The 23,188-nt window shown below is 69.2% G+C and carries 29 protein-coding genes; 13 read left to right on the forward strand and 16 right to left on the reverse strand.

All coding sequences use genetic code 11. From position 1 onward, the window contains the following. The 3 genes from U5640_RS11600 (at nt 1) to U5640_RS11610 (ending at nt 2,615) form a co-directional block, all read left to right on the forward strand. On the forward strand, nt 1–1,209 hold the full coding sequence (locus U5640_RS11600) for a hypothetical protein (RefSeq protein ID WP_340375717.1): 1,209 nt from the start codon (nt 1–3) through the stop codon (nt 1,207–1,209). After that, nucleotides 1,206–2,132, forward strand: coding sequence for a hypothetical protein (locus tag U5640_RS11605; RefSeq protein ID WP_340375718.1), 927 nt, complete (start codon nt 1,206–1,208; stop codon nt 2,130–2,132). Before U5640_RS11600 ends, U5640_RS11605 begins: the two co-directional genes overlap by 4 nt. 102 nt (nt 2,133–2,234) lie before the next feature. After that, nucleotides 2,235–2,615 (forward strand): hypothetical protein, encoded by a 381-nt coding sequence (locus U5640_RS11610; protein WP_340375719.1) that lies wholly within the window; start codon nt 2,235–2,237, stop codon nt 2,613–2,615. Nucleotides 2,616–2,999: 384 nt separating this feature from the next. On the opposite strand, the gene U5640_RS11615 is transcribed toward U5640_RS11610, so the two are convergent. Then, the gene (locus U5640_RS11615) at nt 3,000–3,230 is read right to left on the reverse strand and encodes a hypothetical protein (protein WP_340375720.1); all 231 of its coding nucleotides are present in this window, start codon (nt 3,228–3,230) and stop codon (nt 3,000–3,002) included. A 314-nt stretch (nt 3,231–3,544) separates the two neighbouring features. Between U5640_RS11615 and U5640_RS11620 the strand changes: the two genes are divergently transcribed. From U5640_RS11620 to U5640_RS11630, 3 genes are all read left to right on the forward strand, one after another. Further along, nucleotides 3,545–4,045: a hypothetical protein gene (locus U5640_RS11620; protein ID WP_340375721.1), complete on the forward strand. Its 501-nt coding sequence runs from the start codon at nt 3,545–3,547 to the stop codon at nt 4,043–4,045. 421 nt (nt 4,046–4,466) lie between these two features. Next, on the forward strand, nt 4,467–5,081 hold the full coding sequence (locus U5640_RS11625; protein ID WP_340375722.1) for a hypothetical protein: 615 nt from the start codon (nt 4,467–4,469) through the stop codon (nt 5,079–5,081). A gap of 307 nt (nt 5,082–5,388) precedes the next feature. Next, complete coding sequence (locus U5640_RS11630) at nt 5,389–5,823, forward strand: hypothetical protein (RefSeq protein WP_340375723.1); 435 nt, start codon at nt 5,389–5,391, stop codon at nt 5,821–5,823. A gap of 427 nt (nt 5,824–6,250) precedes the next feature. On the opposite strand, the gene U5640_RS11635 is transcribed toward U5640_RS11630, so the two are convergent. From U5640_RS11635 to U5640_RS11650, 4 genes are all read right to left on the reverse strand, one after another. Then, a complete protein-coding gene (locus U5640_RS11635) occupies nt 6,251–6,676 on the reverse strand; it encodes a hypothetical protein (protein ID WP_340375724.1) in 426 nt (141 codons plus the stop codon). Beyond that, nucleotides 6,673–7,131 (reverse strand): nucleoside 2-deoxyribosyltransferase domain-containing protein, encoded by a 459-nt coding sequence (locus U5640_RS11640; RefSeq protein ID WP_340375725.1) that lies wholly within the window; start codon nt 7,129–7,131, stop codon nt 6,673–6,675. Before U5640_RS11640 ends, U5640_RS11635 begins: the two co-directional genes overlap by 4 nt. Then, nucleotides 7,131–7,646 (reverse strand): hypothetical protein, encoded by a 516-nt coding sequence (locus U5640_RS11645; protein WP_340375726.1) that lies wholly within the window; start codon nt 7,644–7,646, stop codon nt 7,131–7,133. The genes U5640_RS11640 and U5640_RS11645 overlap by 1 nt, the downstream gene beginning before the upstream one ends. Before the next feature lie 99 nt (nt 7,647–7,745). Further along, nucleotides 7,746–8,765 (reverse strand): 2'-5' RNA ligase family protein, encoded by a 1,020-nt coding sequence (locus U5640_RS11650; RefSeq protein WP_340375727.1) that lies wholly within the window; start codon nt 8,763–8,765, stop codon nt 7,746–7,748. A gap of 262 nt (nt 8,766–9,027) precedes the next feature. Between U5640_RS11650 and U5640_RS11655 the strand changes: the two genes are divergently transcribed. Next, nucleotides 9,028–10,023 (forward strand): hypothetical protein, encoded by a 996-nt coding sequence (locus U5640_RS11655; protein WP_340375728.1) that lies wholly within the window; start codon nt 9,028–9,030, stop codon nt 10,021–10,023. Between the two features lie 540 nt (nt 10,024–10,563). Here U5640_RS11655 and U5640_RS11660 read toward each other — a convergent pair. The 3 genes from U5640_RS11660 to U5640_RS11670 form a co-directional block, all read right to left on the reverse strand. Then, nucleotides 10,564–12,345: a hypothetical protein gene (locus U5640_RS11660; RefSeq protein WP_340375729.1), complete on the reverse strand. Its 1,782-nt coding sequence runs from the start codon at nt 12,343–12,345 to the stop codon at nt 10,564–10,566. Between the two features lie 126 nt (nt 12,346–12,471). After that, nucleotides 12,472–14,019 carry a hypothetical protein gene (locus tag U5640_RS11665; protein ID WP_340375730.1) on the reverse strand — a complete coding sequence of 516 codons (1,548 nt, stop codon included), beginning with the start codon at nt 14,017–14,019 and terminating at the stop codon, nt 12,472–12,474. Continuing rightward, on the reverse strand, nt 14,016–14,279 hold the full coding sequence (locus U5640_RS11670) for a hypothetical protein (protein ID WP_340375731.1): 264 nt from the start codon (nt 14,277–14,279) through the stop codon (nt 14,016–14,018). Before U5640_RS11670 ends, U5640_RS11665 begins: the two co-directional genes overlap by 4 nt. Before the next feature lie 185 nt (nt 14,280–14,464). On the opposite strand from U5640_RS11670, the gene U5640_RS11675 reads away from it, so the two are divergent. Continuing rightward, a complete protein-coding gene (locus tag U5640_RS11675) occupies nt 14,465–15,121 on the forward strand; it encodes a hypothetical protein (RefSeq protein WP_340375732.1) in 657 nt (218 codons plus the stop codon). Between the two features lie 308 nt (nt 15,122–15,429). Here the strand turns inward: U5640_RS11675 and U5640_RS11680 are convergent, their stop codons facing one another. Both U5640_RS11680 and U5640_RS11685 read right to left on the reverse strand, forming a co-directional pair. Continuing rightward, complete coding sequence (locus U5640_RS11680; RefSeq protein WP_340375733.1) at nt 15,430–15,813, reverse strand: hypothetical protein; 384 nt, start codon at nt 15,811–15,813, stop codon at nt 15,430–15,432. 132 nt (nt 15,814–15,945) lie between these two features. Further along, nucleotides 15,946–16,176 carry a hypothetical protein gene (locus U5640_RS11685; RefSeq protein WP_340375734.1) on the reverse strand — a complete coding sequence of 77 codons (231 nt, stop codon included), beginning with the start codon at nt 16,174–16,176 and terminating at the stop codon, nt 15,946–15,948. A gap of 184 nt (nt 16,177–16,360) precedes the next feature. On the opposite strand from U5640_RS11685, the gene U5640_RS11690 reads away from it, so the two are divergent. Next, entirely contained in the window at nt 16,361–16,540 is a 180-nt protein-coding gene (locus U5640_RS11690) for a hypothetical protein (RefSeq protein ID WP_340375735.1), read from the forward strand. A gap of 62 nt (nt 16,541–16,602) precedes the next feature. On the opposite strand, the gene U5640_RS11695 is transcribed toward U5640_RS11690, so the two are convergent. After that, nucleotides 16,603–16,764: a hypothetical protein gene (locus U5640_RS11695; RefSeq protein WP_340375736.1), complete on the reverse strand. Its 162-nt coding sequence runs from the start codon at nt 16,762–16,764 to the stop codon at nt 16,603–16,605. Between the two features lie 413 nt (nt 16,765–17,177). Next, complete coding sequence (locus U5640_RS11700; RefSeq protein ID WP_340375737.1) at nt 17,178–18,518, reverse strand: hypothetical protein; 1,341 nt, start codon at nt 18,516–18,518, stop codon at nt 17,178–17,180. Nucleotides 18,519–19,046: 528 nt separating this feature from the next. On the opposite strand from U5640_RS11700, the gene U5640_RS11705 reads away from it, so the two are divergent. Next, a complete protein-coding gene (locus U5640_RS11705; protein WP_340375738.1) occupies nt 19,047–19,256 on the forward strand; it encodes a hypothetical protein in 210 nt (69 codons plus the stop codon). A gap of 57 nt (nt 19,257–19,313) precedes the next feature. Continuing rightward, nucleotides 19,314–19,868, forward strand: coding sequence for a hypothetical protein (locus U5640_RS11710; RefSeq protein WP_340375739.1), 555 nt, complete (start codon nt 19,314–19,316; stop codon nt 19,866–19,868). 7 nt (nt 19,869–19,875) lie between these two features. Here the strand turns inward: U5640_RS11710 and U5640_RS11715 are convergent, their stop codons facing one another. Next, the gene (locus tag U5640_RS11715) at nt 19,876–20,499 is read right to left on the reverse strand and encodes a hypothetical protein (protein WP_340375740.1); all 624 of its coding nucleotides are present in this window, start codon (nt 20,497–20,499) and stop codon (nt 19,876–19,878) included. A gap of 247 nt (nt 20,500–20,746) precedes the next feature. Here U5640_RS11715 and U5640_RS11720 point away from each other — a divergent pair, with 247 nt between their 5' ends. Further along, complete coding sequence (locus U5640_RS11720) at nt 20,747–21,016, forward strand: hypothetical protein (RefSeq protein WP_340375741.1); 270 nt, start codon at nt 20,747–20,749, stop codon at nt 21,014–21,016. A gap of 213 nt (nt 21,017–21,229) precedes the next feature. Here U5640_RS11720 and U5640_RS11725 read toward each other — a convergent pair whose 3' ends face one another. The 3 genes from U5640_RS11725 to U5640_RS11735 form a co-directional block, all read right to left on the reverse strand. Continuing rightward, nucleotides 21,230–21,403, reverse strand: a complete 174-nt coding sequence (locus U5640_RS11725) for a hypothetical protein (RefSeq protein ID WP_340375742.1) — start codon at nt 21,401–21,403, stop codon at nt 21,230–21,232. A gap of 109 nt (nt 21,404–21,512) precedes the next feature. Continuing rightward, on the reverse strand, nt 21,513–21,719 hold the full coding sequence (locus U5640_RS11730; RefSeq protein WP_340375743.1) for a hypothetical protein: 207 nt from the start codon (nt 21,717–21,719) through the stop codon (nt 21,513–21,515). Nucleotides 21,720–21,835: 116 nt separating this feature from the next. Continuing rightward, a complete protein-coding gene (locus U5640_RS11735; protein WP_340375744.1) occupies nt 21,836–22,345 on the reverse strand; it encodes a helix-turn-helix transcriptional regulator in 510 nt (169 codons plus the stop codon). Between the two features lie 427 nt (nt 22,346–22,772). On the opposite strand from U5640_RS11735, the gene U5640_RS11740 reads away from it, so the two are divergent. After that, nucleotides 22,773–23,165, forward strand: coding sequence for a hypothetical protein (locus U5640_RS11740; RefSeq protein ID WP_340375745.1), 393 nt, complete (start codon nt 22,773–22,775; stop codon nt 23,163–23,165). The last annotated feature ends 23 nt before the right edge of the window (nt 23,166–23,188 follow it).

A 23,188-nucleotide genomic window follows, 5' to 3' on the forward strand; every position in this document is an offset into this window, starting at 1 on the left:
GTGGACCACGCCGCACTCACCACGCTCGCCCTGCTGGCCGATGCCCAGCACTTGGCCACCCTCACGGCCATCGACCCCGCCGACCTCGCCACCGGGCACCCGCTGGACTACCCCACCCACATGGCCCTGCGTGAGATCCACCAGCATCAAGGCCCCGACGCCACCGAAGACTTCCTCACCCGCCCCGACGTCCGTCCGGGCCTGCTCGACACCGCGATCCAGCGGCTGAACATCATCGATTACCGCCCCCTGGCTGACCACGGCATCGACCCCAAGGCGGCCACCGGCGATCCGCGCACGGCGCTGGAAGCCGCCCAGACTCTGCTGCCCGGCGCCGAGCAGGGCCGCCACGAGGACGGCATCGCGCTGTGGGCCAACCCGCGCAGCTTCGCCGCTCTGCGCATCACCGGCCCCACGACCGTCCGCTACGGGCACCGCTTCCACCCCACCACCGAGATCGCTGCCTCCAGCTACGGCCGCGGTTACTACGCCTTCTCCCTGCCCGGCCACGACGGCTTCCTCCTCCAACCCGCCGCCATCGCCGTCGTCGCCCGCGCGTACGCGTACCTCGCCCGCACTCCGGCCGACGGCCTGCCGCCCGGCCTCACCCCCACCCAGCGCATCGGCATCGGCCGGCTCAAGGCCCTCGACGCCTGGTACGACCGGCCGCTGGAGGACCTGGTGGGCGCCATGTTCACCGCGCACGAGGCCGGCCACACCCTCCGCGTCGACGGCCAGGCGCCCCTTCGCGACCTGCTCACCCGCACCGGCCACAACCCCGACGACGCCTTCCAGCACGGCTTCCCCACCCGGCACCAGCTCAGGGCGTGGCGACGGCTTCAGGCTGGCACCGCCTCCACCGCCGACATCACCTTCGTCCTCGGCGACGCACTCGCCAACGCCACCTCCGCGCTCGCCCTGCCCCCGGCCGACCCCGTCTCCGCCGTCCGCGCCGCCTACCTGTGGCAGGTCATCAGCCCGCCCCGCACAGGTGGAGCGCCCCGCGGCATCGCCACCAGCCTGCGCGTCGACGAACGCATCGCCGTCGACGACCTCCTCGACGACCTCGCCGGCATCCTCACCGCCGCCCACCACCAGCCCGACACCGTCGCCGACCGCATCCGGGCCCTCGAGCACACCAGCTGGGACCTGCTCACCGAGCACACCCCCCGCGGCCTGACCGCCCCTCACCCTTGGAGTCTGCCGTGACGTCCCCTCAGCCGATCAGGCACCTGTACTTCTTCGACGACCTCACCTACCACCTGTGCCGCATCAGCCGCCGCCAGCGTCTGTCCGCCGAGGACACGGCCCGTCTGCTGACCACGGCCGCCGACCAGGTCGGCCAGGCCCTCACCGGTTTGGAGCCGGCCTGCCAGGATGCCGTCCTGGTCACCTGGGACCACGCCTGCACCCAGCTCGCCTGGGACCTCGCCCACCACGCCGCCGCCCACAGCGGCTTCGACCTCCTCGTCTCCCAGGGCTGCAACGGCCAGTACGCCGCCGACGCCCTGCTCGCCGAGTTCACCGCCGCCTACGGCCGGCCGCTGGCCGCCGCGACGGCGAACGTCCGCTCCACTCACCTGCTCACCGACCCCGCCGACGCCTTCCACTCCGATTTCCGCATCGCCGTCAGCAGCGGCCCCTCGCTGGACGAGCAGTGCCGCTCCGCCGTCGCCCCGGTCCACACCCAACACCGTGACCCGGCGCAGCGGCTAAGGATTGCCGTCTTCGACGACTGCATCCAGACCGGCCAGGGCACCCAGGCCGTCACCGAGCAGCTCATCAAGGACCTGCCTGTCGGCAGGGACGTCGAGATCCACACCATCGGATTCATCGCCTGCCAGGCCACCCAGCAGCGGTTCACCGAACGCGGCTGGCACCCGGCCCAAGGCGTCCTGCTGCCCGGCCAGACCTACCCCGCCAGCTGGGACACCGACATCTACTTCCTCAAGGACCTGATCCTGGGCAACGCCATCCGCTACACCGACGGCACCAGCCAGGCATACCTCGACAACCCCGCCTGGATGGAAAAGATCTTCGCCCGCGATCCGGACGCGGCCACCCGCGCCCTGGACGGCCTGCGCACCGCTCTCACCGACAGCGGGATCTACCAGCACCTGCTGGACCTATAGCACCGCCAGCCTCACACCCCCGGGGGCACGGCAGGATCCGTGAATGCCGCCACGTCCTCCCGCCACGGCCCGCGCGCCGAACCGGCTGGCAGACTCGGGGACATGACAAGGACGAGGATCGACATCGCCGGCCTTGAGCGTGCCGACGTGCTGGCCGCGCTGTACAACCACACGAAGCCCTTCGGAGCGGCCGGGCAGCTCGTTCCCTTCGCGCTGGAAACCCTCGCCCCCGCCGATGCCCAGGTCTTCATCAACGCCGCGAAGCAGCGCAACATCCGCGAGGCGCCGGCCCGGGACACCGTGTATGTCGAACTCGATGGCACGCTGTCCCTCGACTACTTGTGGGGGCACTCGCTCAAGCTGGCCTTCGACGGCGACGTTGTCGACGCCACCGTCTACGACATCGACAACGGGGCAGGGCTCGCGGCACGCGCCATCGAGCACCTGCGGGCCACCGGATCGGCCATGCCAGCGACGGCATGAGCCACCGCGACGTCGCGTCAGGGATTTCGTCGGGCGGGGCTGCCTGCGGCGTCCCTGGCCGACCCCACCGAGCGTGGTCGCAGCGACTCAAGGGTGTCAGGCCGTGGCTGTGATCCAGAGGGCATACTGCTCACGCACGTAGGCACGGGGATCCCGAGGTGCAGGCTCACCGTCCGGTGCTGTGCTCGCCGCCGCATGGTCCTGGTCATGTTGAGGTGGCTGGCGCCGCCGTTGAAGGGGCGGTGGCGGCGGTAGACGTCCATCGGCGGGCGCCGTCGCCTGTGGTACGCGGCGAGCGGGTCGTCGGGATCGGCATTCGGCCTGGCGCGGGACGGCTGGTTCGGCGGCCTGGGTCGGGAGTGCTTGCCCATGTGCTCGGCACTCTCACGCCGCGATCGTGGTCGGTCGGGTGGCGAGGTCCCGGGCGCGGGTGCGGACCTCGTCGACCGCAGTGGTGCGGTAGGGGCGGGTGGCGTCCAGCAGGGAGTTGAGGCGGGAGGTCACGAGGGTGGAGTCGAGGCGGGCGGCCTGGTCGAGTGCGTGGTGGGCGGCGTCGGTGGCCTGTTCGGCCTCGTCCTCGTGGAACAGCGCGGCGGCCAGACCGATGCGATCCATGGCCTGGACGCAACCGTCATCCGTCCATCCCCCTCACCAGCGCCGCCCCACGCCGATACCGTGGCCTCAGCCATTGAGTTGGGAAGGAACGACCTGATCCGACGGCCGCACGAACATCACTATCGCCCGGAGGATGGTCGACGCGGCGTTGGAACGCGGATACGGCACGTCCTTCCGCACGCACGTCCTCCTGTGGAACGACGACCCCGACCGGTGACCCCTTGCTCAGGCTCCGGGCGATCGGGGTCGGCGGCTGCATGCTCGAACAGACGGATGAGATGCGTCGCATCCCATGGCCGGGGCAGAATTGTTCCGTGACTCCTTGGCAGATCGTGATCGTCGCCGTCGGGTCGGCGTTGGCCGGCGGTCTGGTGACCTACTGGTTCGCCCGGCCAACCAGTCGGCTTGCAGCCGAGGGAGAGGAGCAGCCCCTGGCCGCCGTGGCCCCGGCCCTGGCAGCGATCGCTGATGCTCCTCGTCATGAACGAGAGCGAGACATCGAACGCTCGGCGTATGTCGAGTTCCTCGTATGCGTCGAGGCCGCACTCCGTCATGCCGCGCCCGGCAGCGCAACGCCCTTGGCCCACCAACGAGCCGTGGGCGCAGCACTCGACATCCTCAGTCTGGTCGGTCCCAACGAAGTCGCCGAGGCAGCGCAGCGCCTGGCCGCGCTCGTAACCGCCGACCATGGGCGCTCACCTCACGATGTGGAGGACGCGAGGAATGTGTTCCTCAACGCCGCCCGCAGCGCCCTGCACCCTTCTTCGTTCCTCACCCCTGCTGGAGGGCCGGACGCCCCCGCTCCTCTGTGCTGAGCACGGACACGGTCAGGGAGCCGGTGCCGGCCGCGGGCCATCGGGGGTCCAGAGGAGAGCGTCGCGCTCAACTCATTTACGGACGAGGCCGATTCGGCAAGTTGGTCAGTCAACCCTCCGGCCCTGGTGCCGGCCAACCCGCCCCGCGTCCGTGGTCGGCGGGCCGCCAGACGCCCAGAGCCCCTGGGCAACGAAGAGCCGCTCGACCCGGCAGCGCACCTGTCCCTCGTGCGGTACTACCCTCGTCCCGAGCGGACCCCTCTGCCTCACTGTCGCGCCCGCGCCCCGGACCGGCACGTCGGGGCACGCTCCGGCTATACAGCCCGCTTTCGCTCTCCCGCCCGGGCCGCAGACCGGTAAAAGGGGCGAACTGTTGACGTGCGAGCACCCAACCGGCGCCCGCAGAAGGGATGGTGGACTAGTGGACGCCGCCGAGCCGGACTCCACCCCGCACTCGCCCCGCACCCGCTGGGAGCACTGCCTGGCCTGGGCAGATCTGCTCGTGATCAGGCACATCGAGCGCCCCCGGACCGACGACGGGCCGCTCACCGAGGCCGAGAACGCCGCCTTCCACGGTGACGAACGCGCGCTGATCGTGGTGCTCATCGCCACCGCCCTACACGAGCGCATGACACACTTCGCGCTGCCCGACGACGAGCTGCACCTGGTGCCGCTGGGCGCGCCCGGCGAAGACGGAGTCACCGGCACCCTGCGCCGCCACCCTTACCAGGCCCTGGAGAACACGCCCGTTCCCGCTGGCCCCGGCCAGGCGGAAGTGCACCGCCTGCTGAACGCCGCGCGCTCGGACCACCCCGATGACCGGGGACTGTGGGACCGTATCCGCTCTGTCGCGAGAGAGACGGTCGTCGATGTCGCCACCTTCGCCGGCAGTCGCCACGCCGGGCGCCGTCACCCCCTCGCCCAGCCGTCCGGCACCTACTGGGAACGCGGCGTGATGATGGCCGACGTCCTCCTCGGCGAGCAGCACCGACGCCAAGCAGCACTCCTGACCACCGTGTTCGGTGACGACGGCTGAACCCGCCCGATGACGCCCGTGCTCGGCGTCCGTCTGATCCGCTACACCGCGTGAAGCCATCACCCCGCCCGTTCATTCACCTCCTTCCGGCGGCCGGCCGTTCCGAAGTCCGCACCCGTCGTGCTCTAGCCTCCAGCTCGGCGGGGTGAAGACGCCGGTGGCCGCCCTGACCATCCGGGCAGGCCGCCTGTCACGCGCGATTCCGGCGGCGCTATCGTCGGCAGCCATGGATGACACGACGACGGCGCAGCCCCGTGACGATCGGCGCCTGACTTGCGGAAGGTGCGGGCAACGGGCCTACGCTGGCGTGCTGACCGGCGGTGGCACGGCCCGGCAGGTGTTCAGGCACGCGGAGGGCGAGGCAACGGCCGGACACGAGGTCGAGCCGGTCTGGGGCGAGATCTTCTACCGGTGCGATTTCTGCGAGCCGGATACCCCGGCCGTCTGGTCCTACCAGGTCATCCCCGTGGAGACACGGATCGGCATCACGGCAGGACTCCGGCCCGGAGAAATGTTCTCCTCCAAGGGCCTCAACGACACGCCCTGGTACGCGTGCCCGGCCTGCGCGGAGTTGATCGAGGCCAGGCAGTGGCGAGAGCTGCTGAAGCGATCGCTGTCCCTGTACGAGGAGCGGAAGGGGCACAAGGCGGCGACGGGACTGCGTATCCAGACCCACGAGACGCATCAGCAGTTCGTGCAGATGATGACCGGGCTCCGGCTGCCCCTGGACGGCTCCCAGTGATCGTGCTGTCCCTGGCGTGCTCCGTGATCATCTTCGCGTACATGATCTCCACCCGGCATCGCGCCCGTATCCATGGCGAGCGGATGGGGGCATACGCCGGTTCCGGGATGGCCTAGCGCGATCAGACCGACGCCGCGTACCGCGACTGCCACTTGATCACGATGCGCTCGGCCCAGCTGTCCCTCGTCTTCGCGGTTGCCGCGCTCATGTTCCTCGTCCTGCCCTAGCGATACGGTGGCCGTCATCCCTCACAGGACACTGCCCTTTGCCCTTTCGTGCGCTCCGGCACGAAGGGGGCGTCCCCTGAGCGACGATGGACCGCCGAGGACGGCCGGTGCCGGGCGCGGCCATCCCCAGCACTGGGCCAGGCAAGTGAAGGCCGGGCACCAGGCGGGAACGCGGCTGGGCGTGCCGGGCATCCGGTGCTTCAACGCTCCTGTGGGAGAGCGCCGTCCGGCTCCCCCATTGCTGATTCGGGCAGCCGCGCGTCCCTGGGGACGACAACGAGTTCGCTGCCGCTGATCAGTCGCCAGTCGAGAGGCGCTCCAGCAGCTTTCCGCGCCCGTCGGTACGTCAGGGCCCAGCCCATGTCCCGATCGGGTTTCCCGTCCGGTCCGAGGGTGGTGCGCCACCATAGCCAGCCGATCCAGGAGGTCCGCTCTTTGAGGAGAGGGGACGCGAAGGCGTAGGCGGTGGTGGTCGACTTCGCGAGCGCGCCGGCGAGTTGCTGCATCTGCCCCAGCGACACCAAGTCTTGCCGGATCGAGACCTGGGCCGCGCGTACGGCTCCGCGTACGACGGCCGCGACGAACAGGGCGACGATGACCCCGAGCAGGGCCCAGACCACGATCATCGCGACGCCCGTATGGCTGCGCGGCTCGCTTCGATCGTGTGCGCCAGCGTGGTGTGGACCTCAATCTCCGGGCGTGCGAGGGCGAGCTGCGTCACCACGTTCGTGCGGCGTACGTAGCCGGGATCGGTCCCGACGACCAGAGCGCCGCCCTCGCCGACGAGCGCCCCCAGTTCGTACAGGGCGATCGGCTGGTGGCTGGTGGGCGACTGAGGGAACCAGAACATGACGAGATGGGCACGGCGCAGATGCCGGTACTCCCAACCGACTTGCTCCGCTTCGGCGTTCGGGTCGTGCAGCGGGAAATTGCTGCGGCGCGGGTTAAGGATGGTGATGTCGAGGTCGTCGAGTGCGGCTGTGGCGGTCTTCTGCCAGTCGGGGCAATCTGTGATCCCCCCGGCGAGGAACAAGCAGGAGCCGGAGCCGGTGAACTCCTGGGGCGCTTCGACGTAACGCATCAAGCGGCTCCCTGCCCGGTGGTGACGTCGAAGCCGTAGAACTCGACGAGGGCGGCGTACAGCCGTCGCAGCGACGGCTCGGCGCGTTCGGCGGCGGCCTTGGCCTCGTCGGCTCTCGACCAGGTATGCATGGCCGGGCCGTTGATGTACCGCTGGCCGGTGTCACCGGACAGGTTCGCGGGCGCAGGAGAGTGCTCGTCGCAGTGCCGCATCCAGGCTGGGCACATCTCCGCGAGCACCCTCACCTCTCGCGCCGCCTCGATCAGCGGGGCGACGAACGGGGCGTTCGGGTCGACGAGGCCATGTCCCAGTGCGTCAAGGGAGCTGATGATCGGGCCGCTGTCGACCAGGACCTCCGCGACGTGGGAGGAGGAGTCCGGGTCGCTCGCAGTGTCCTTGCGGAGGAACGGTGTGCGTGTGGCAACGGCCACCAGCGCAGACCACGCCAGCCCCTGCTCCTTGGACCGCATCTCCTTCGTGGCCTGCCGCGCTTTCATACCGAGCCAGTCGGGCATTCGTCCGCCTCCTTCATCCTGGTCCGAAGACCATGGTGACTCGGCAACGGACGTCATCCCCTGCCTGGTCTTGGTGTCTGGTCGTTGTCGATGTGCCGGTCAGTGCGCCGGTTCGGCGGCGACGATCACTTCGCGCATCGTCTCGACGGTGTCCGTCCAGCTGTGCCCGTGCTCGCAGATGATCACGGCCGGACGAGTCCACGAGCCGCGTACCAGGAGCTGGGTGGATCCGCACACGCCGTCGGCGGACGGGCGCTCGCAGGCCACCATGACAGGGTCCGGCCACACAGGCAGGGGAGGCTCCCCGTCTTCGAAATAGGTGCTGTCGTCGAGAGCACGGTTGATGAACGACTCGTACTCTCTCTGCGCCTTGGACAGCGGCGGCTGTACAACCAGTCGTCCGACCTCGATCTCATATTCCGCGTCGGAGTCTCCCCACGGCGGCGTGGAGCGGTAAGTCGCCACGGTCTGGGCCTTGCCGCACACCACCTCGGGAGCCGAGGCGTCGGCCGCGGCGGGGCCGAGCGGGATCTCGGCGATCGGGGTCCACGTGTAGTAGCCGAGGTCGAGGTCCTGGTGCATGTGGACAGCCAGCAGACGGCGGATGGTGACCTCGACGCGCTCCGGTCTGCTCTTCCGCAGCCGGCGGTTGAATTCGGCGTCGTGCACGGACGGGGACCGGAAGTAGGCAAGCGTGGAGTGCGGCCAGTACCCGTCCCCGGCCTCGCGCAGCTGCACCCCGGGCGCCGCCGAGACCGCGTCACGGACAAGGGCGTTGATGGCGGCTAGCGGTTCCTCGGGATACATGGCGACGGTCACAGCGCTCGGGCCCGGCCATACCGGGCCTATCGTGACAGTTGCGGGCGCCGCCTGCTGCGCCGCCTCTCTGGCGGCCCGCACCGCACGCTCCACCTGCTCCTCGCCGAGCCGGTGGTGGACGCCCAGCACGGTCCAGTGCAGCCACGGCGCCGGCACGATCCCGACCCGTTCGCCGTACTCCGCCAGCAGACCGTGGTGGGCCTGGGCGAAGGCCACGTACTCCGGGTCGTCGAGCACCGCGATGAAATGCAGGTACGGGCCGTCCGCCCACGTGCGTCTCCGGGAGAAGAAGTTCTCCACGTCCTACCCTCCGCGTCTAAGGCTGCCTGACGGCACGCTACCCGCCTCGTGCCGCCGCTTCACCCCGATGCCCTGGTCGACGTGGCTGGTCGCACGTCCAGCCCGGCGGCAGCCTGGCCGATCCGGGGTACGGGAGCCGAACCAGCCGGGTTCGACGGAACGAGGGCCCAGGCGAGATCAACTCTGGTGAAATGGGCCTGTCTTATCCTGACACGGCGGATCGGGCAAGCGTGCGAGACAAGCGAATGGGGTGCGGGTGCAAGTGGTGCGACACGGAGTCACCAAAGAGCAGGACCTGTTCGGCGCAGGCCGGGTCGCTCTTGAAGTCCCCGGAGAAATCCTCGTAGAAGACCAGGATCCGGCCGTGTTCAAGCAATTCACGGCCACCCTCGCCTGTCCCGAGTGCCAGGCGACCACCGGCCTGACGCTGGCCGCACGCGATCAACTCGGCTTCCTCATCTGCCCCAGCGGGCGCGCCTTCGGTACTAGGCAGATCGACGCGGGCCTCGTGCGCAAGCTCTTCGTGATGCACCACAGCCCGAGCGGCCCCCTGGATCTCGATCCTCTGCGCGTGGGACAGTTGGGCCCGCTCGCCCCGCTTCCGCTCGACGAGGACCGCAGCATCGTCGAGCACTCCGCCGATACTGACGGCGAGGCCAGGGAACAGGTCACCTGGTCGATCGGGCACACGATGAGCTCGCTGGCGCCGTTGGACATGGCGATGGCCTGGTCCCGCAATCTGCTGATTCGGGCGCTGATGCATGAAGGCTTGCTCTTCGACGCCGTGTTCAGCCCACGTAACCAGTCAGCCCTCGACACCCACATGATCAGCGTGGCATTGGGACTGGCCCTGCATGAGGCCGCCTGGCGCAACCGAGTCCGCCCGATCGACAACGTGCCCTTGCCGGACGTCCTGGACCTGCTCGGGCGCGGTGAGAACCCGACTCAGAGCGTCAACGAGCGGGAGCTGCTGCGGTCCCTTCGTCCAGCCGGAGCCAAAGTCCGGGGCGGGCGCCTGCGGCTGACCGACATCGCACGGCTGGAGAACTGCACTCCCGAGGAGTGGGACCGCTGGTGCACCGGCGCGCTCCACGTCGCCTCCTTCCACATCCGGCAGCAGCACAAATGGCTCTCACACGACACCTACCAGACCCGTAGGGCCCTGTTCCGCCTGGTCGATCTCGGTTATGACCACCAGGACTCCGGACGCATCGATCCGTTCTGGTACTCCGCGGAGGACCCGAATCACAGCTCCTGAGCCGCACGAAGCAGCGTCGCGAGCCGTTCCGCCACCGCCAGCAGCACGCGGTCCGCGTATGGCCGGCCGATGATCTGGACGCCGATGGGTCACCCAGCTGTGCGGGACCTCGCCATCCTTCGTGTTCGTCCACGCCCTTCCCGGCGGACTCGAAACCGCGGTGGCCGCCTGGGCTCGGTTCGCCGGGCTCCAATCTGAGGGCCACACCCCCGACTGGGACACCTGTGGGCCGGACTGCCCCGCCGAAGATCCTGAACACCGGATGCAGCGGGCAGACCGGACGACGTTCTGTCGGGCTGCTACGCGTTGGCTGAACCGGCAGATGATCGATCTGGGGGCCGATATGGTTCTCGACCTCCTTCCACCGGGCCCACCCCACCGCCTTGTTGCCGATCTTCAGTACACGCGCGCTGCGCAGATCCCCGTGTGGGAAATCCATAGACCTGATGCGCCACCAGAGACCCGGTGAACAAGTCGAACGATCTGCACGACAGGCCGGTACGGCGATTGCTGCCGCCCTGCCCGAGGTGCCTCCAGGCATCAGACCATGCCGGCCGGCGTGGGGTCGTGGATGCTGTCGAGCAGCTCCCCGAAAGTGATCTTTTCGTCGGTGGGGCCGTAGTCGAGGGCCTTGAGCAGGGCTTTCCAGCGTTCCGACTGGGTGCCGCAGAGGGCGAGCAGGTGGGGCAGGGCGAGGGCGGGTTCGTTGCGGGTGAGGATCTCGTCCGCGGGCAGCTGGCGCAGGTGGTGCAGGGTGTGGTGGCGGGAGTCGAGGACGGCACGGTACACGTCCCGCCGCGACCAGAACCCTTCGGATTCGGGGGCGTCCAGCCAGGACTGCAGCACGGCGGCCGGGTCGGGGTGGCGGTCGAGTTCGTCGTCGGTGAGCAGCCGCAGTACGGCCTCGCTATCGTCGGCCGGGGCGAGGGCGGCCGCGGCCGTGTGCAGCCAGTCCGGGACGTCGTTCTGGTGGCCGATCCAGACGAGTTCCAGCGGGTGCAGCGTGGGGAGCGTGTCGGTGATCGCGGTGCGCGGGGTGTGCTGGTTGCCGGCGAGTGCGGTCAGCGCGGCGACCCGCCGGTGCTGGTAGTTGTGCTCCAGGAGGCGGACCGGGCTGAGCAGGTCGGTGTCGGCGGTGATGCGGGCCAGGCGGGGGCTGGGCGGGGTGGAGACGACGGCGGGTTGTTCCAGCGAGGCGAGCAGGGCGCAGGCCTTGGCCAGGTGCGAGGGGTTGATGCTGAGCAGGGCCAGGTCCTCGGCGATGGCAATGGCCCGGTGCTCGCGCTCGTCGTTGCGGGGCGGGGAGAGCAGGCGGCCGCGGCGGACGCATTCGTCGGCGGCCGCCTGCAGCTGGGTGGCCGCGATGTCGGTGAGGCGGGGGTTGTAGCGGACCCGGTTGGCGATGTGGTGGAGCCGGTGGCGGGCGGTCACGCTCGGCTTGGGCAGGTCGGCCATCTCCGGCAGGCACAGGGCGGGCAGGCAGGCCCGCAGCAGGGCGGTGTCGAGCGCCGGCTCCGGCTCGGGCTGTTCGGCCGGGCCGTCGTCCGTTTTCTGGGTGAGGTCGGAGCTGCTGGACGCCATCATGCGGCCACGACGCGCCTCTACTTCGGCCTGGTCCAGCAGGAGGTGCTGGACGGCTGCGCCGAGGGTGGGGTGTTCGACCAGGTCGTGCCAGCGGTCGGGGCAGGTCGCGAGGATGCGCCAGGGAGCGCCCTCGCCGAACTCGTGGGGCAGGCCCCGGTCGACACGTTGCGCGAACTGCCATCCCTCGTGCTGCGGGTTTTCGAGTAGCCGGGCGAGCGGGGTGAGGGCGTGCTCCAGGACCGCGTCGAAGAGCGCCGGAGGGATGGGCGGGGCGGGTTCGGCGTCCGGCCGGTGCAGGTGGCGGTTGGGGTCCCAGTCGGTGACGACGTCCTCGAGGTCGGTGTCGTGCATGCCGGGCAGCAGGTCGATCGCGGCGTCGACCTGGTCGGGGTGTCGGGCCAGACCGATAACGAGGCCGGGCGTCGGGCGGTGGGTGCGCAGGACCGTCGGCAGGTCGCCGGCCACCACGACGCCCTGGTCGGCGAGTTCGGCGAGCTGCTTGTCGTCGGCCTGCTGAAGGAGCTGGCGGCGCAGTCCGGGGCGGGTGACGCGGCTGAGCAGGGCGGGCATTGCCTCGGCGAGGGCCTTATTTCGGCGTTCCTCGCCGCGGCCGTCGACGCCGTAAGGGGCGAGGGAGGTCGAACACAGCGCCTCGATCACCATGGGCAGTGCCTCGTCCGGCAGCGCATCGCTCACGGCGAGCTGCTGCCACAGCCAGTACGTCCCCGCGTTCACCATGCTCTTCGACCCTCCCCGGCGCGTTGACTCGGCGTGACCAGCCGGTCACCGCCCTCCTTGGTGTGACCGTACGCGTGGCGGCAGGCCTACCGGCACGGTTTTGATCAAATGCCCGGCGCACCACCGCTATTGGTGCCGCCAGTGGTCATGGACCTCCTGCACGTCTGCCTCGAGCACGTCACGCAGATCGTCGTCGTCATCGGGCAGGTCCAGGCCCAGCGCACCAGCGACCTCGCGGTACGACGTGGACATATCCGGGTCTCCCGCAGCGACCAGACAGGACAGGAGCGCCTGGTCGGCAGGTGTGGCCCGGTCGACCAACGTCAGAACCTGGACGCGGTCCGCGAGCGTCATGTGGGGCAGCGCGGAGCCGAGTTGCTGCTCCAGGCGGTGCCAGCTGGTGGTGGTCTGCTCGCGGGCTGCCTTCTTGAGTGCCCCGCGTACGGCAGCGGCGGCGGATTCCAGCACGCCCGGAGCGAGCTCGCGGCGCGCCTGGCGTTCCTCGGCCCGCTTCTTGTCCCGGGTCATCTTCCTGATCCAGAAGCTCGCCTCTTGCCGCTCACTGTCGGTTAGCCAGTCACCAGCGGTTTCCACCGCAGGGGCCAGCTCTTCCGTCAGCCTCCGCTGCTCGTCAGCAGAGAGATGCCAACGCTGGTTCAGGCGCTGAAGGATGCTCCGGGCCTGGACCACGGCCGCGCGGCGTGCTCGCCGCTCCTTCCGGGCGCTGTTCGGCTCCTTCTTCGGCACCTCCTCCTTCTTCTGCTCCGTCTTCGGCGCCTTCTGGGGCCTGGGTGTTTCCTGCGGCTTGGAGCGTTTGCGCTTGGGGCGCGGCGGCGGGGGCAGGATGAGGGGAGTGAGCACAGTCCAGCCCGAGCCGGCGGCAGGCAGGCCGTCTTGCTCCCGGAGGAAGGCGCGGGCCGCGGCCAGGACACGCTGCTCGGAGACGCTGGCACCGCGGCGAGTGAGCGAGGCGGCGGTGGGCAGCTTAGAGCGCACGTCGAAGGCGCGCTTCTCGGTGACCGCCTGGTCGAGTTCGGCGAACACGCGCTGCTGGTAGTCCTCGTGGCCGGTCAGCCACGTCCGGGCCTCCCGAACGGCCTGCTCGGCCTCGGCACGGGCTGCGTCATCGAGGCTGTCGAGGAACGGACCGCTGCCGGCGCACAGGCGCCGCACGTGCTCAACAGTCCCAGAGCGCTGCGCGGTCTCCAAGCCGCGCACGAACCGGATGACGCTCTGCGGCAGTTCCCCGGAGCGGCGTCCAGCCTCGGTCGCCGTGCGGTCGGCAACAGCGGGACGTTCACGCAGAATCTGGGCGGCGGCCGGCGTGATCAGGCCATCGTCGGCCCACACGCAGTTGGCGAGGGGGACCCACTCGGTCGACCGGGCCAGGCTCTGCGTGCCGATCCAGACCCGGCGGTCGGCCCCGTCACTCGCGCACCGCACCCGATACACGTACGGGCAGCTCGACAGCACGCCCGGATCCGGCACCACGCCGGGGCCAAGGACGACGGTACGGCCGCCTGCCCAGTCCGGCGACACCGAGCCGTCCATGTGGACCCGCAAGGAGAGGCCATCTTCGAGGTCCACGTCCAGCAGCGAGCCGATCGGCTTCGGGAAGGCGAACCGGCCGGCCCGGCCGTGCTCCAGCAGGGACTGGGACATCGCCGACTTCACATACAGATGGTCGGCACTGGACTCCCCGACTTTCGGCCGGCGGCAGGCATGCGGGGCGCCGTTAGCCTGCGGAAAGTGCTGGAAATGACACTGCCGGTGTAGAGCTTCGTGGTCAGCTGCAGGCCGCAGCCCCCGAGCAGCAGCCCGCACCAGAACGTGTCGTGGGTATGCGTGCGGCGGAAGACGTCCAGTTCGATCGCCTCGGCAGGCAGCACAACCGGCACATCCGAGTGCTCATCCCCGATCACAGCCGTCTGCACCAGCCGCGTGTCCCGCACCACGATGCCCCCAATCGCCCCAGGTCAACGATAGGTCGGCAAGCAGCGCGGCCGACAGGGAGCATCTCGGCCGGGGCAGCACAATTCGCTGCAATTTCCTGGCGCCCGCATCACGTGGCCCGTCAGGCTGGTCTTCGCATCGGACCAGCTGGAAAGGGAGGACAGGCATGACGGTCGCGGACAACCCGGTGGCGAGCGACGAAGACGTGCAGTCGGTACGCCGGTGGGTGCGGCTGTCGTGCACCGAGGCGGGCACCCATCTGCCCGCCCTGGCCACGATCGCGCTGCAAGTCCAGCTGCCGACGGCCGTGGTCCGCTCCGCTCTGGAACAGCTCGCCGCCGAAGGGCTGGTGACCCTCCACGACGGCTACCGGCTCTACAGCGTCGGCACGATCACCCCGACCGAGCGCGCCTACCGGCTCATCCGCACAGTGATCCACCGCAGCTACCTGCCCGGCGAGCGGTTCATGAACCGCGACGAGATCGCCCGCACGTTTCAGATCGGCACCAAGGAAGCCGCGGCCGCGGTGCGCCAGCTCGTGGCCGAAGGGCTGCTTGTGGGGCCGCGCGGGCAGTACGTCAACGAGTACAGCCCGCAGCAGCAGCGCCGGCGCGTCCGGCAGCTACGCGAGCGCGCCAAGGATCTGCGCCGCGAGGCCCTCGATCTGATGAAGACCGCCCGGGAGATTGAGCAGCAGATGCTCAGTGGGTCATGCGGAATGGAGTCCACGGGGCCTCGGCGCCTTCGCGGAGGCCGTGCAGGCGGAGGCGGACCTGTTCTGCCAGACCGGGGCTGCTGTCAAGGACCGGCAGGACAGCAGTGAGGACCTTGAGTTCCCGCAGCCGGCGGAGAACGGTCCAACCAGACCAGGTCCGTATGTCGGCGCCGTAGAGCTGGCACAGGAGGTCGTAGTCGGCTATGGGGCGTCGGTACCGGATGCAGGCCACCAACTCCGGGACGAGATCCCACTCGGCGGGGCCGCGGCACAAGGAGTCCAGGTCGCACAACACAGGTTCGCCATGGGGGCCGCGGAGCAGGTTTCCGACGTAGGCGTCACCGTGGATGACGCCGCCCCGGTGCGGGAGTGGGTAGGTGAGATCGCCGAGCTGCTCGTCGAGTTCGTGGACGCTGTCACCGAGCCATGCCTGATCCCCGGGGAGGGAGGATCGACGAATCGGCCAGGCGTTCACGCATCTCCCGGATGGGCTCCCACCGGGGAAGGTCAAACTCCGGTGTGCGTAGAGCGTGCAACTGGCGTAGTGGGCCCGCGAGTTCGTACGCACGCGGCGTCGGGCGGCCATCTTGCGGCAGGTAGAGCCAGAACGTGACGATGTGGTCGGTTTCGTTGATGAGCAGCGGCTGAGGGATCTCGGGCAGCAGACGGACGGCGGGGAAGTCGACGGCGTCGAGCCAGCGCGCGACCTGAACGAGACGTTCAGTGTCCGCCAGGAGTGCGGCAGACGGGGCGATACGGACGATGACCGGGACGCCGGGGATCTTGAAGAGCGCGTTCATCGTGACATGGATCAACTCGGGTTTATCTGTCTGCGGCAGTCCGGCGTACTGGCACGCAAGTTGGACGGTGCGGTGGAGTCGGTGTTGGGCGAAGGGGCCACGGGACGTCACCAAGGGAGCCACCCGCCCATTTCACCGTCCGGTCGCGCGGGGCAGCAAGATGCTCTCTCTGGAGGCGGTCACCTCGTCGATGGCCGCCCGTCCGACCGGGGCGTCGCTGAACCGCCCGCGCAGAAGATCAAGGACCCGGCCGCAGCGTACGTCGACGCTTGCGACGCGCAGGTGGGGTGGCAGGTCGAGCACGGGGCGCAGGGCGTTCAGGGCCCCGTCGAGTTGTCCGCCTTGAAGGCGAGCCGCGGTCACGGAGTACGGGCTGCCATTTCCGGCAGCGGTCGCACGGGGATGGTGCTGCCAATCCAGGCAGATGCCAGACCGTAAGACCCACAAGGGTCACGGGACGAGGGATGATGGGGCTAGAGCTCGCCGCGCAGGGCGCGGACGCACGAGACATCTCAGCGATGAACGAGAGGTCTCCGATGCCGGCTCCATGACACTGAAGATCTGCGAGTCGGACCTCCTTCCGTCTGCCGAGCCGGTCGACGCTTCTCATTCCGATGGGCAGGTCGAGGAAGACCTCGACGTGTTGGCGGCGAAGCTCGTCGCCAACTGGCCGGAGGTCCCCGAGGAGCGCAAGGCTGAGCTCGGTCGCCTCCTGGCTGGCCCCTGACACGACCCTGATGCAACGAAAACTCCCCGGCTCACCGGGGCGTTTTCGTGTGTGCGCTCAGGTCAGCGCAGGCCGTCCGTATCGTCGCGCTCTTCGCCGACTGGGAGTGGCCGACGGTCGTCCCCCGGGTCCTCGCTGTAGATGACCGCGGAGACCGCGCTGTCGTAGGCACCGTTGAGGCCGTTGCCGCTTGTGCCGAGCATGTTCTCCCAGTCGATTCCCATGCCTACGAGCCTAGACCGTATGGAGAACCGGCGCCTCGCTCGCAGTTGGCGCGGGTTGCCGCCACTCTGAGTGACGATAGAGCCCCAATTGTGGGATGTGCCGGTCATGTTCGAGCGTACGTATGCCGGGCTGGATGTTCATGCGCGTTCGGTCGTCGGGGCCGCGATCGATGGAGTTTCCGGGGGGATCCGGTCGCTGCGGCTGGCGCCGCAGACGGAGGCGGTGTGGGGCCATCGAGCAGATGGCCGCCGTCTCGCCGTTCGCGCCGGTGGTGGGGCGGCTGGGGTGCCTGCGCGGGGTCAGCGTACTGACTGCCTTCGGGCTGGCCGTCGAGGTCGGCGACTGGCATCGCTTCACCGGCGCCACCATCAGCCAAAATATCGCCCTGCCCTGCACGTTTCCGGTTCATCTCTCAGGCCCGTGGCGGCGCCGGGGACGGCGTCTCAGGCGTCGGCCACTGCCCGTACAGGGGCACGGCCTCGAAAACGTCGTCCTGCTGGGCGCCGGCCAGGGCGTCCGCGCGGGTGTACGTGGTGTCGGTGAGCTGGGAGTCCGGGGACCAGCGGCCCTCTTCGTTGCGGCGGGCCCTGGAGACTCCGCCGCGCTTGAGGTCGTTGTTGGCGCCCACTCGCAGCGAATGCGAGCGCACCGGCAGCCCGCCGATGATCTCCTTTCCGGCGGCGGCCGCCCGGGTCTGGATGATCGTGTTGATGGTACGTCCGGACAGGCGCAGACCTCGGACGGTGGCGTGGCCGCGGCCGAGTTGGAGGTTGCCCTTCTTGGTCAGGGCGCGCAGGAAGGGCAGGTGAGGGGCATCCGCGCCGAGCTCAGCGAGGTCGGCCTTCCAGGCGGCGACGCGGGCGGCGAAGCGCAGGTCGTCGCGGTCGGCGTAGAAGCGCCAGGCGGCGGTCTTCGCGTCGGTGGTCTTGGTCTTGGCGACCCGGACCCATACCCCGGGCCGCGGGCCGGTGAGGGCCGGGCGTAGGTCGGCGTTGGGCAGGTCAGCGATCTCGATGCCGCGCAGAAGCAGCCGGTAGCCGACGACGAGCGCGGCCGCGTCCCGCCGTCCGATGCGGGTGGACTCGTCGATGGCGTCGAGCACCGGCAGCAGGTGCTCCAGAGTGAGCGCCGCGGCCTGGTCGCTCAGCCCGGCCGGGTACTCCAGGTCGCGGTAGTCCTCGATGATGTCGCGGATCTTCGAGCCGTCCGGGCGCTCGCCCTTGGGGTACCAGGTGAGGATGCGGGAAAGGTAGGCCAGCAAGGTGTCCGGGCTGTAGGGGGTACCGTTCGGCTGACCGGTGTCCATCAGGGTGCCGATGTACTCGGCGATGTGCGCTGCGGTGGTGGAGGGCTGGGCCATCCGCCCGTTGGCCTCGCACCAGGCCTGGAAGCGGTTCCGCGTGGAGTCGCGGTTTATCCGGGTGTTGCGGGAGCGGCCGCCCGCGGCGCGGCGGAAACGCTCGCGGGTGCGCTCGGAGACCCGGAAGTCGTCCTCGGTGAACCCCGGGTGCTCCTCGACGCGCGGTGGCAGTTCCCCCGGCCCCAGGATGGTGTCCCGGGTGACTCGGTAGCGGGGGGCGGAGGGCTCGTATGCGGCGCGGTCCGGAAGGTGCGCGGACACCACGTCGTTGACGAGCTCGGCGTCGAACACGTCGGCCGGTTCGACGGCGCCGGAGCCATCGGGTGCCTCGGCGGTGAGGGTCTCGCGGACGCGGGGCACCCCCGAGACTTCATTTCCGTCGCTAACTGTCAAGGTCTCAATCCTTGCTGACGCCCGGTTTCCTGACGGCACCTCACCTCCCGCCTCGTCGAGGATACCTCGCATTCTTCGAGGAATAGGAGGTAAGGACAGCCTAACTCGATGAAGATGGGTCCAGGCAGGAGAGGGGAGGGGCGAAAAGCGCTGTGCGACCCCCTAGCGGCCTGTCAGGGTGCCGGAGATCCCATCACCCCGGCACCGTGGAGATCGGCCGCTCACACCCCGGTTTTGTGGGTCGCATTTCTGGGGGTTCGCCGGAAAATTACTCTTCGGTAGGATTGCCTGTCTCGCCAATCGCGCGCAGCACTAGCGGCCGCGACATCGCCGGAGCCGCCCGCCGCGACGGCTCGCGCCCGTTGCCCGGGGCGTGCTCGGCGCGCAGCGCGGAGCACAACCTCTCCAGCGCCGCGGCCTCCGCATCGCGTGCCTTCAGCATCTCGGCGACCGGGCGGGCAGTCGTTGCAGTACGGGACGTGTTCAACCCCTCTTGTTGCATCCGATCGCACGTTGAGGGGCCCCGTCATGCCCAAGCGCGACACCTTCACGATCACGGCCGTCCTGGAGCGGCAGGACGGGCCGCCCGTGGCCATCGACGATGTCCTCCAGGCGCTCACCGACGCGCTGGAGGAGATCGAGGTGTACATCGAGGACCCGGACCGCGACACGGAGAGTCGGTTCGACACGGTCGGCGTGACGGTGGTCTACCCCGAGGACGCGCCCGCCCGCATGTGACAGCCCTCATGGTCAGTGCAGGTCAGAGGAGCAGTTGCGGCTTGTAGCGTGGGCGGCATGCGTGTCGATATACGAACTGTTCTGCGTAAGCACGAGGAGGAGCTGCGGCGCTTTCGCCGGGGCCTGTTCTCCACGGACCCGGCTGACAGCGAGCTGGCCTCCGCACTGCCCTCATCCGTGCTGGAGCAGTACCGGGCGGGGGGCCTGACGGTGCCGCACCGTTTCGGTCCGGTGCGCTCGGTGACCGATCGGCATGCCACCCTCAGCTTCGTCGGGGACATCAGCGACCAGGCCGCGCTCCTGGAGCAGCCGGGCCGGGAAGGGAGTCTGCTGACGCTGTCGGTCGCCGCGAAGCACAAGCAGCTCGGCACGCGCCAGCCGGTAAACCCGGCGGAGGCGCGGGCCTGGGTGGAAGCGATCGTGGGCCCCGAGTGGCTGCCGCACGTCTACTCGGCTGGCGCCCTGACCGGCGTCACCAAGGGTGGGTCCTCGACCTCGAAGCCGCTCACCACGCAGTTCTTCTACCTGTTCCTGAGCGCGGACGGTGTCCCGCACGCCGAGCCGGAGCATCACCTCAGCGTGCAGCTGACCCCGCTCGTCGACGCTGCCTGATGCGCCGCTAGGCCGCCTGCTCGACGAGCAGGCCCGGCACGCTGATGTAGTCGCCCGGCTCGCGCACCTGGATTGGCATGGTGAGCCCGAGCAGCGGCGCCACGTCCGCGAGCCGCCCGTAGACGATCTTGTATGTGTGCAGCCGGTGGAACCAGGCCGTCGACATCTGGATGTCGTGCCAGTGCTTGTCCAGCTCCTCGATCGCCCAGTACGCGCTGAGGGCCGCTTCCTTGGTCCGCTCGGCGTCGGCGGTGAAGAGCGCCTTCCACTGCTCGACGTACGGGGTGCCGTCCGGCGCGGGCCACTGCGCCGTGCCCGGGACGATGTCCCAGCGGAGCCAGTCGCGGGCTACTGCCTGTACACCGAAGAGGGGCAGGTCGCCTATGGGGAGAGCCCGTAGGGCCATGTCCAGGCGCATCCCCTCGGCGATGGCGAGGGTGAGTTCGTCGGGGCTGATCACCCTGGGGCCGAATCGGTTCGGGCCATGCCACATCGGAGGCGCCCCGTGCGGGTTGTCGTCACCCGGCAGAGCCTCCAGCCAGGACACGATCGCCTCAGCCCAGGGCATGCACTCCGTCAGCGGGTGCTGGCCGCCGTGCGCGGCCGCGTACCGCTCCGTGTGCTCGCGCACGCATGTAGCCATGTCCACCGGCACGTCTGCCTCCTGATGTCAGATCGCCAGCAAGACCCCCGTCTGACCTGACAGAGCGGGGGTCTTGCTGTCGTCCCTCGCGGGCTACGGGGGGAGAGCCCGGAAGGAGTCTGGTGGCAGCGTAGCCAGCACGTTCCCGGCCACGCCTGGGCGATCACGAGATATGGCCGAATCCCAGCGTTCCTCGGTCTCGTGTGACGGCTGAGCTGCCGGGTCGTTCCCGATCATGACGACGGAGAATCCGGTGCCCGAGCTGGGCACGTACCTGCAGAACCTCGTGCGCGACGGTCCTGCGCGGGTGCTGCCCGCGGCGCAGGACATCGTGGTGGCGTTGCACGCGGCGGCGCTGGAGTCGGTGAACGTGACGGCTGCCCCGGACCTGTTCGAGGTCGACAAGGGCCTGGCGCGCCTCGACGACGCGGGTATCGAGATCGTGCGCGCGATGGGGGAGCTGCTGGGCTCGGCCGGCGAGCGGCCCGATCCCGAGTGGACGTGACGCACCGGTTCGTGCCCGCGCCGGTTCGCCAACGTCACCGGCGTGATCACCCGGTACGCCGACGGGAGCGAGCGGGACAACATCAGCTACTCCGCCATCAACGTCGACCGGCGGCCCGTCGGGGCTCCAGAGATCCCGTCACCCCGGTGCTCCCGAGATCGGCCACGCACACCCCCGTTCTGCGGGTCGCTTTTCTGGCGCTTCGCCGGAGAATCACCCTCCAGGCGGATTACCCGTCTCGCCGACGGCGCGCAGCACCAGCGGCCCCGACATCACCGGGGCGGCCCGCCGAGACAGCTCGCGCCCGCTACCCGGGGCGTACGCGGCGCACAGGGCCGCGGCCTCCACGTCCCGCGCCTTCAGCACCCCGGCTACGGCATCCTCCATGGTCAGCGGGTGACCAATACCTTGACCACCCGTCTGTGAGCGCGCTCCTGATGCAGCGTGGTCAACGTCTTGACCGGACTCCGGGCCGCCCTGGCCCGGGCGGGTCGTACTACCGGCTGCCGTAGCGGAACTGCGGGGTGCCGGTGAACTGCTCGTCGCACGCGTCCACAAGCTGCTGCAGCATGGTGCCGAAGAAGTCGGTGTCGAGATCCTGGACCTGCCAGCCCTTCGCCTTCGGCCACGGCCCCTGCTCGGCGGCCTTGAGGATGGATCGGTCGGCGTACAGCTTCCACAGCCTGCGAGCTGGTCGCGTCACTCAGGCAAGGCGGAACGGCGCGAGCACCGAGGAGATCATGCGGGCCGGCCGGTGACGGAAGCCCGAGACGGTGAACGCCTACGACCGGGAGTTCAACCCGGCCACCCGCAACAGCGTCATGCGCCTGGGTCCGTGACCTCTCCGGCCGGCTTGTTGCGGACATCACGCATCCGGGCGTCGAGAGCGGCCTGCGTCTCAGGATCGAGCTCGTAGTCGCCGGCGGTTTCAGGGTTGACGTCCAGCGCGTGAGAGCGGAAGGCCTCCCGCTCGGCGGAGAGCTGCTGGATGGTCTGGGTGATCCGGTGGGTCTTCTGGCGCAGCCTCTCCCATTCCTGCTCGGCAAGGGCGAGCTCGGCGAGCTGATTCTGGATCTCAGCCTCGTTCTCGCGGGCGTAGTTGTCGCTGACCAGTGTGATCAGAGGGACCCCGAGAGCCTCGGCAGCGGTGACCGCCTCGTCAAGCCTGACCGCGCGGGTCTGCTGCTCGATGCGTGTGATGGCGGTGGAGTCGACGTTCGTGCCGAGCAGTGCGGCCATACGGCGTGCTAGCTCTGCCTGGCTGATGCCGAGGCGTTCGCGTTCTTGACGAAGTCGGCGGGCGAAAAGGTCCCCGGGCAGTGGGTTCATGGCGGTTTGGCACTTCCTGGTCAAGATCGCGATCGACGGGGTGTGTGAGGGTGGCCCGCCTCGAAATCGAGCAGGCCGGCGCCGCAGCAGTGCTGGAGCGGCACATTACACATCTCGCACTGCGGATTCCACAGGCGTCCACCACGGCCCTGCGGTCGCGCGTCGCGATGCCGATTCGCCTCGTTTCCGAGTCCCTTTCGGCTCTTTATTAATAGACCTTTCTTACGCCTCTGCAATACGCCATTCGAATGGGGTAGATTAGTCACTGCTGATGCGCACGTATACGAGCCAGCGGGGGGGAGCCGACAGCATGCCCACAGACCACTACGGCTTCTATCACTGCCCGACCGGGTGGATGGGCTGCGCTTGTTGCCTTGTGACTCACTGTCATGCCACCGAATGATTCGAAAGGCGAGAGGAAAGAACCGTGACGAAGATCTACGAGGCAGCCGTCCTCACGCAGGCCTCCCTGCCGAGTGCAGCCTGGGACCTGACCAGCTTCCTGCAGAACGCCAAGTCCCAGATCCAGCTCTGGGGCGGTCTTCTGCTCATGCTGCTCGGTGCTGTCGGCCTGGTCTGGGGCGGTGTGCTCCTGATCAAGAAGCTGATGGCCAACCCGCAGTCCGCGGGTCAGCAGCAGGGCTGGGGCACGATCGCGCTCCTCATTCTCGTCGGCGGAGCCCTGGGCACCGGCGGGTGGTCGCTGATCTCGACGGTCGGTTCCGGCGGCCAGCAGACCATCACGGATCTTGGCGGCGGCACGGTGATCGTCCAGACCGCCGATCAGTTCAGCGGGTTCCTGAGCGGCCTTTCCAAGTAAGAGGCCGTCACAGTCCGTGCACA

The organism is Streptomyces sp. SS7 (assembly GCF_037993025.1).
GTDB lineage: Bacteria > Actinomycetota > Actinomycetes > Streptomycetales > Streptomycetaceae > Streptomyces.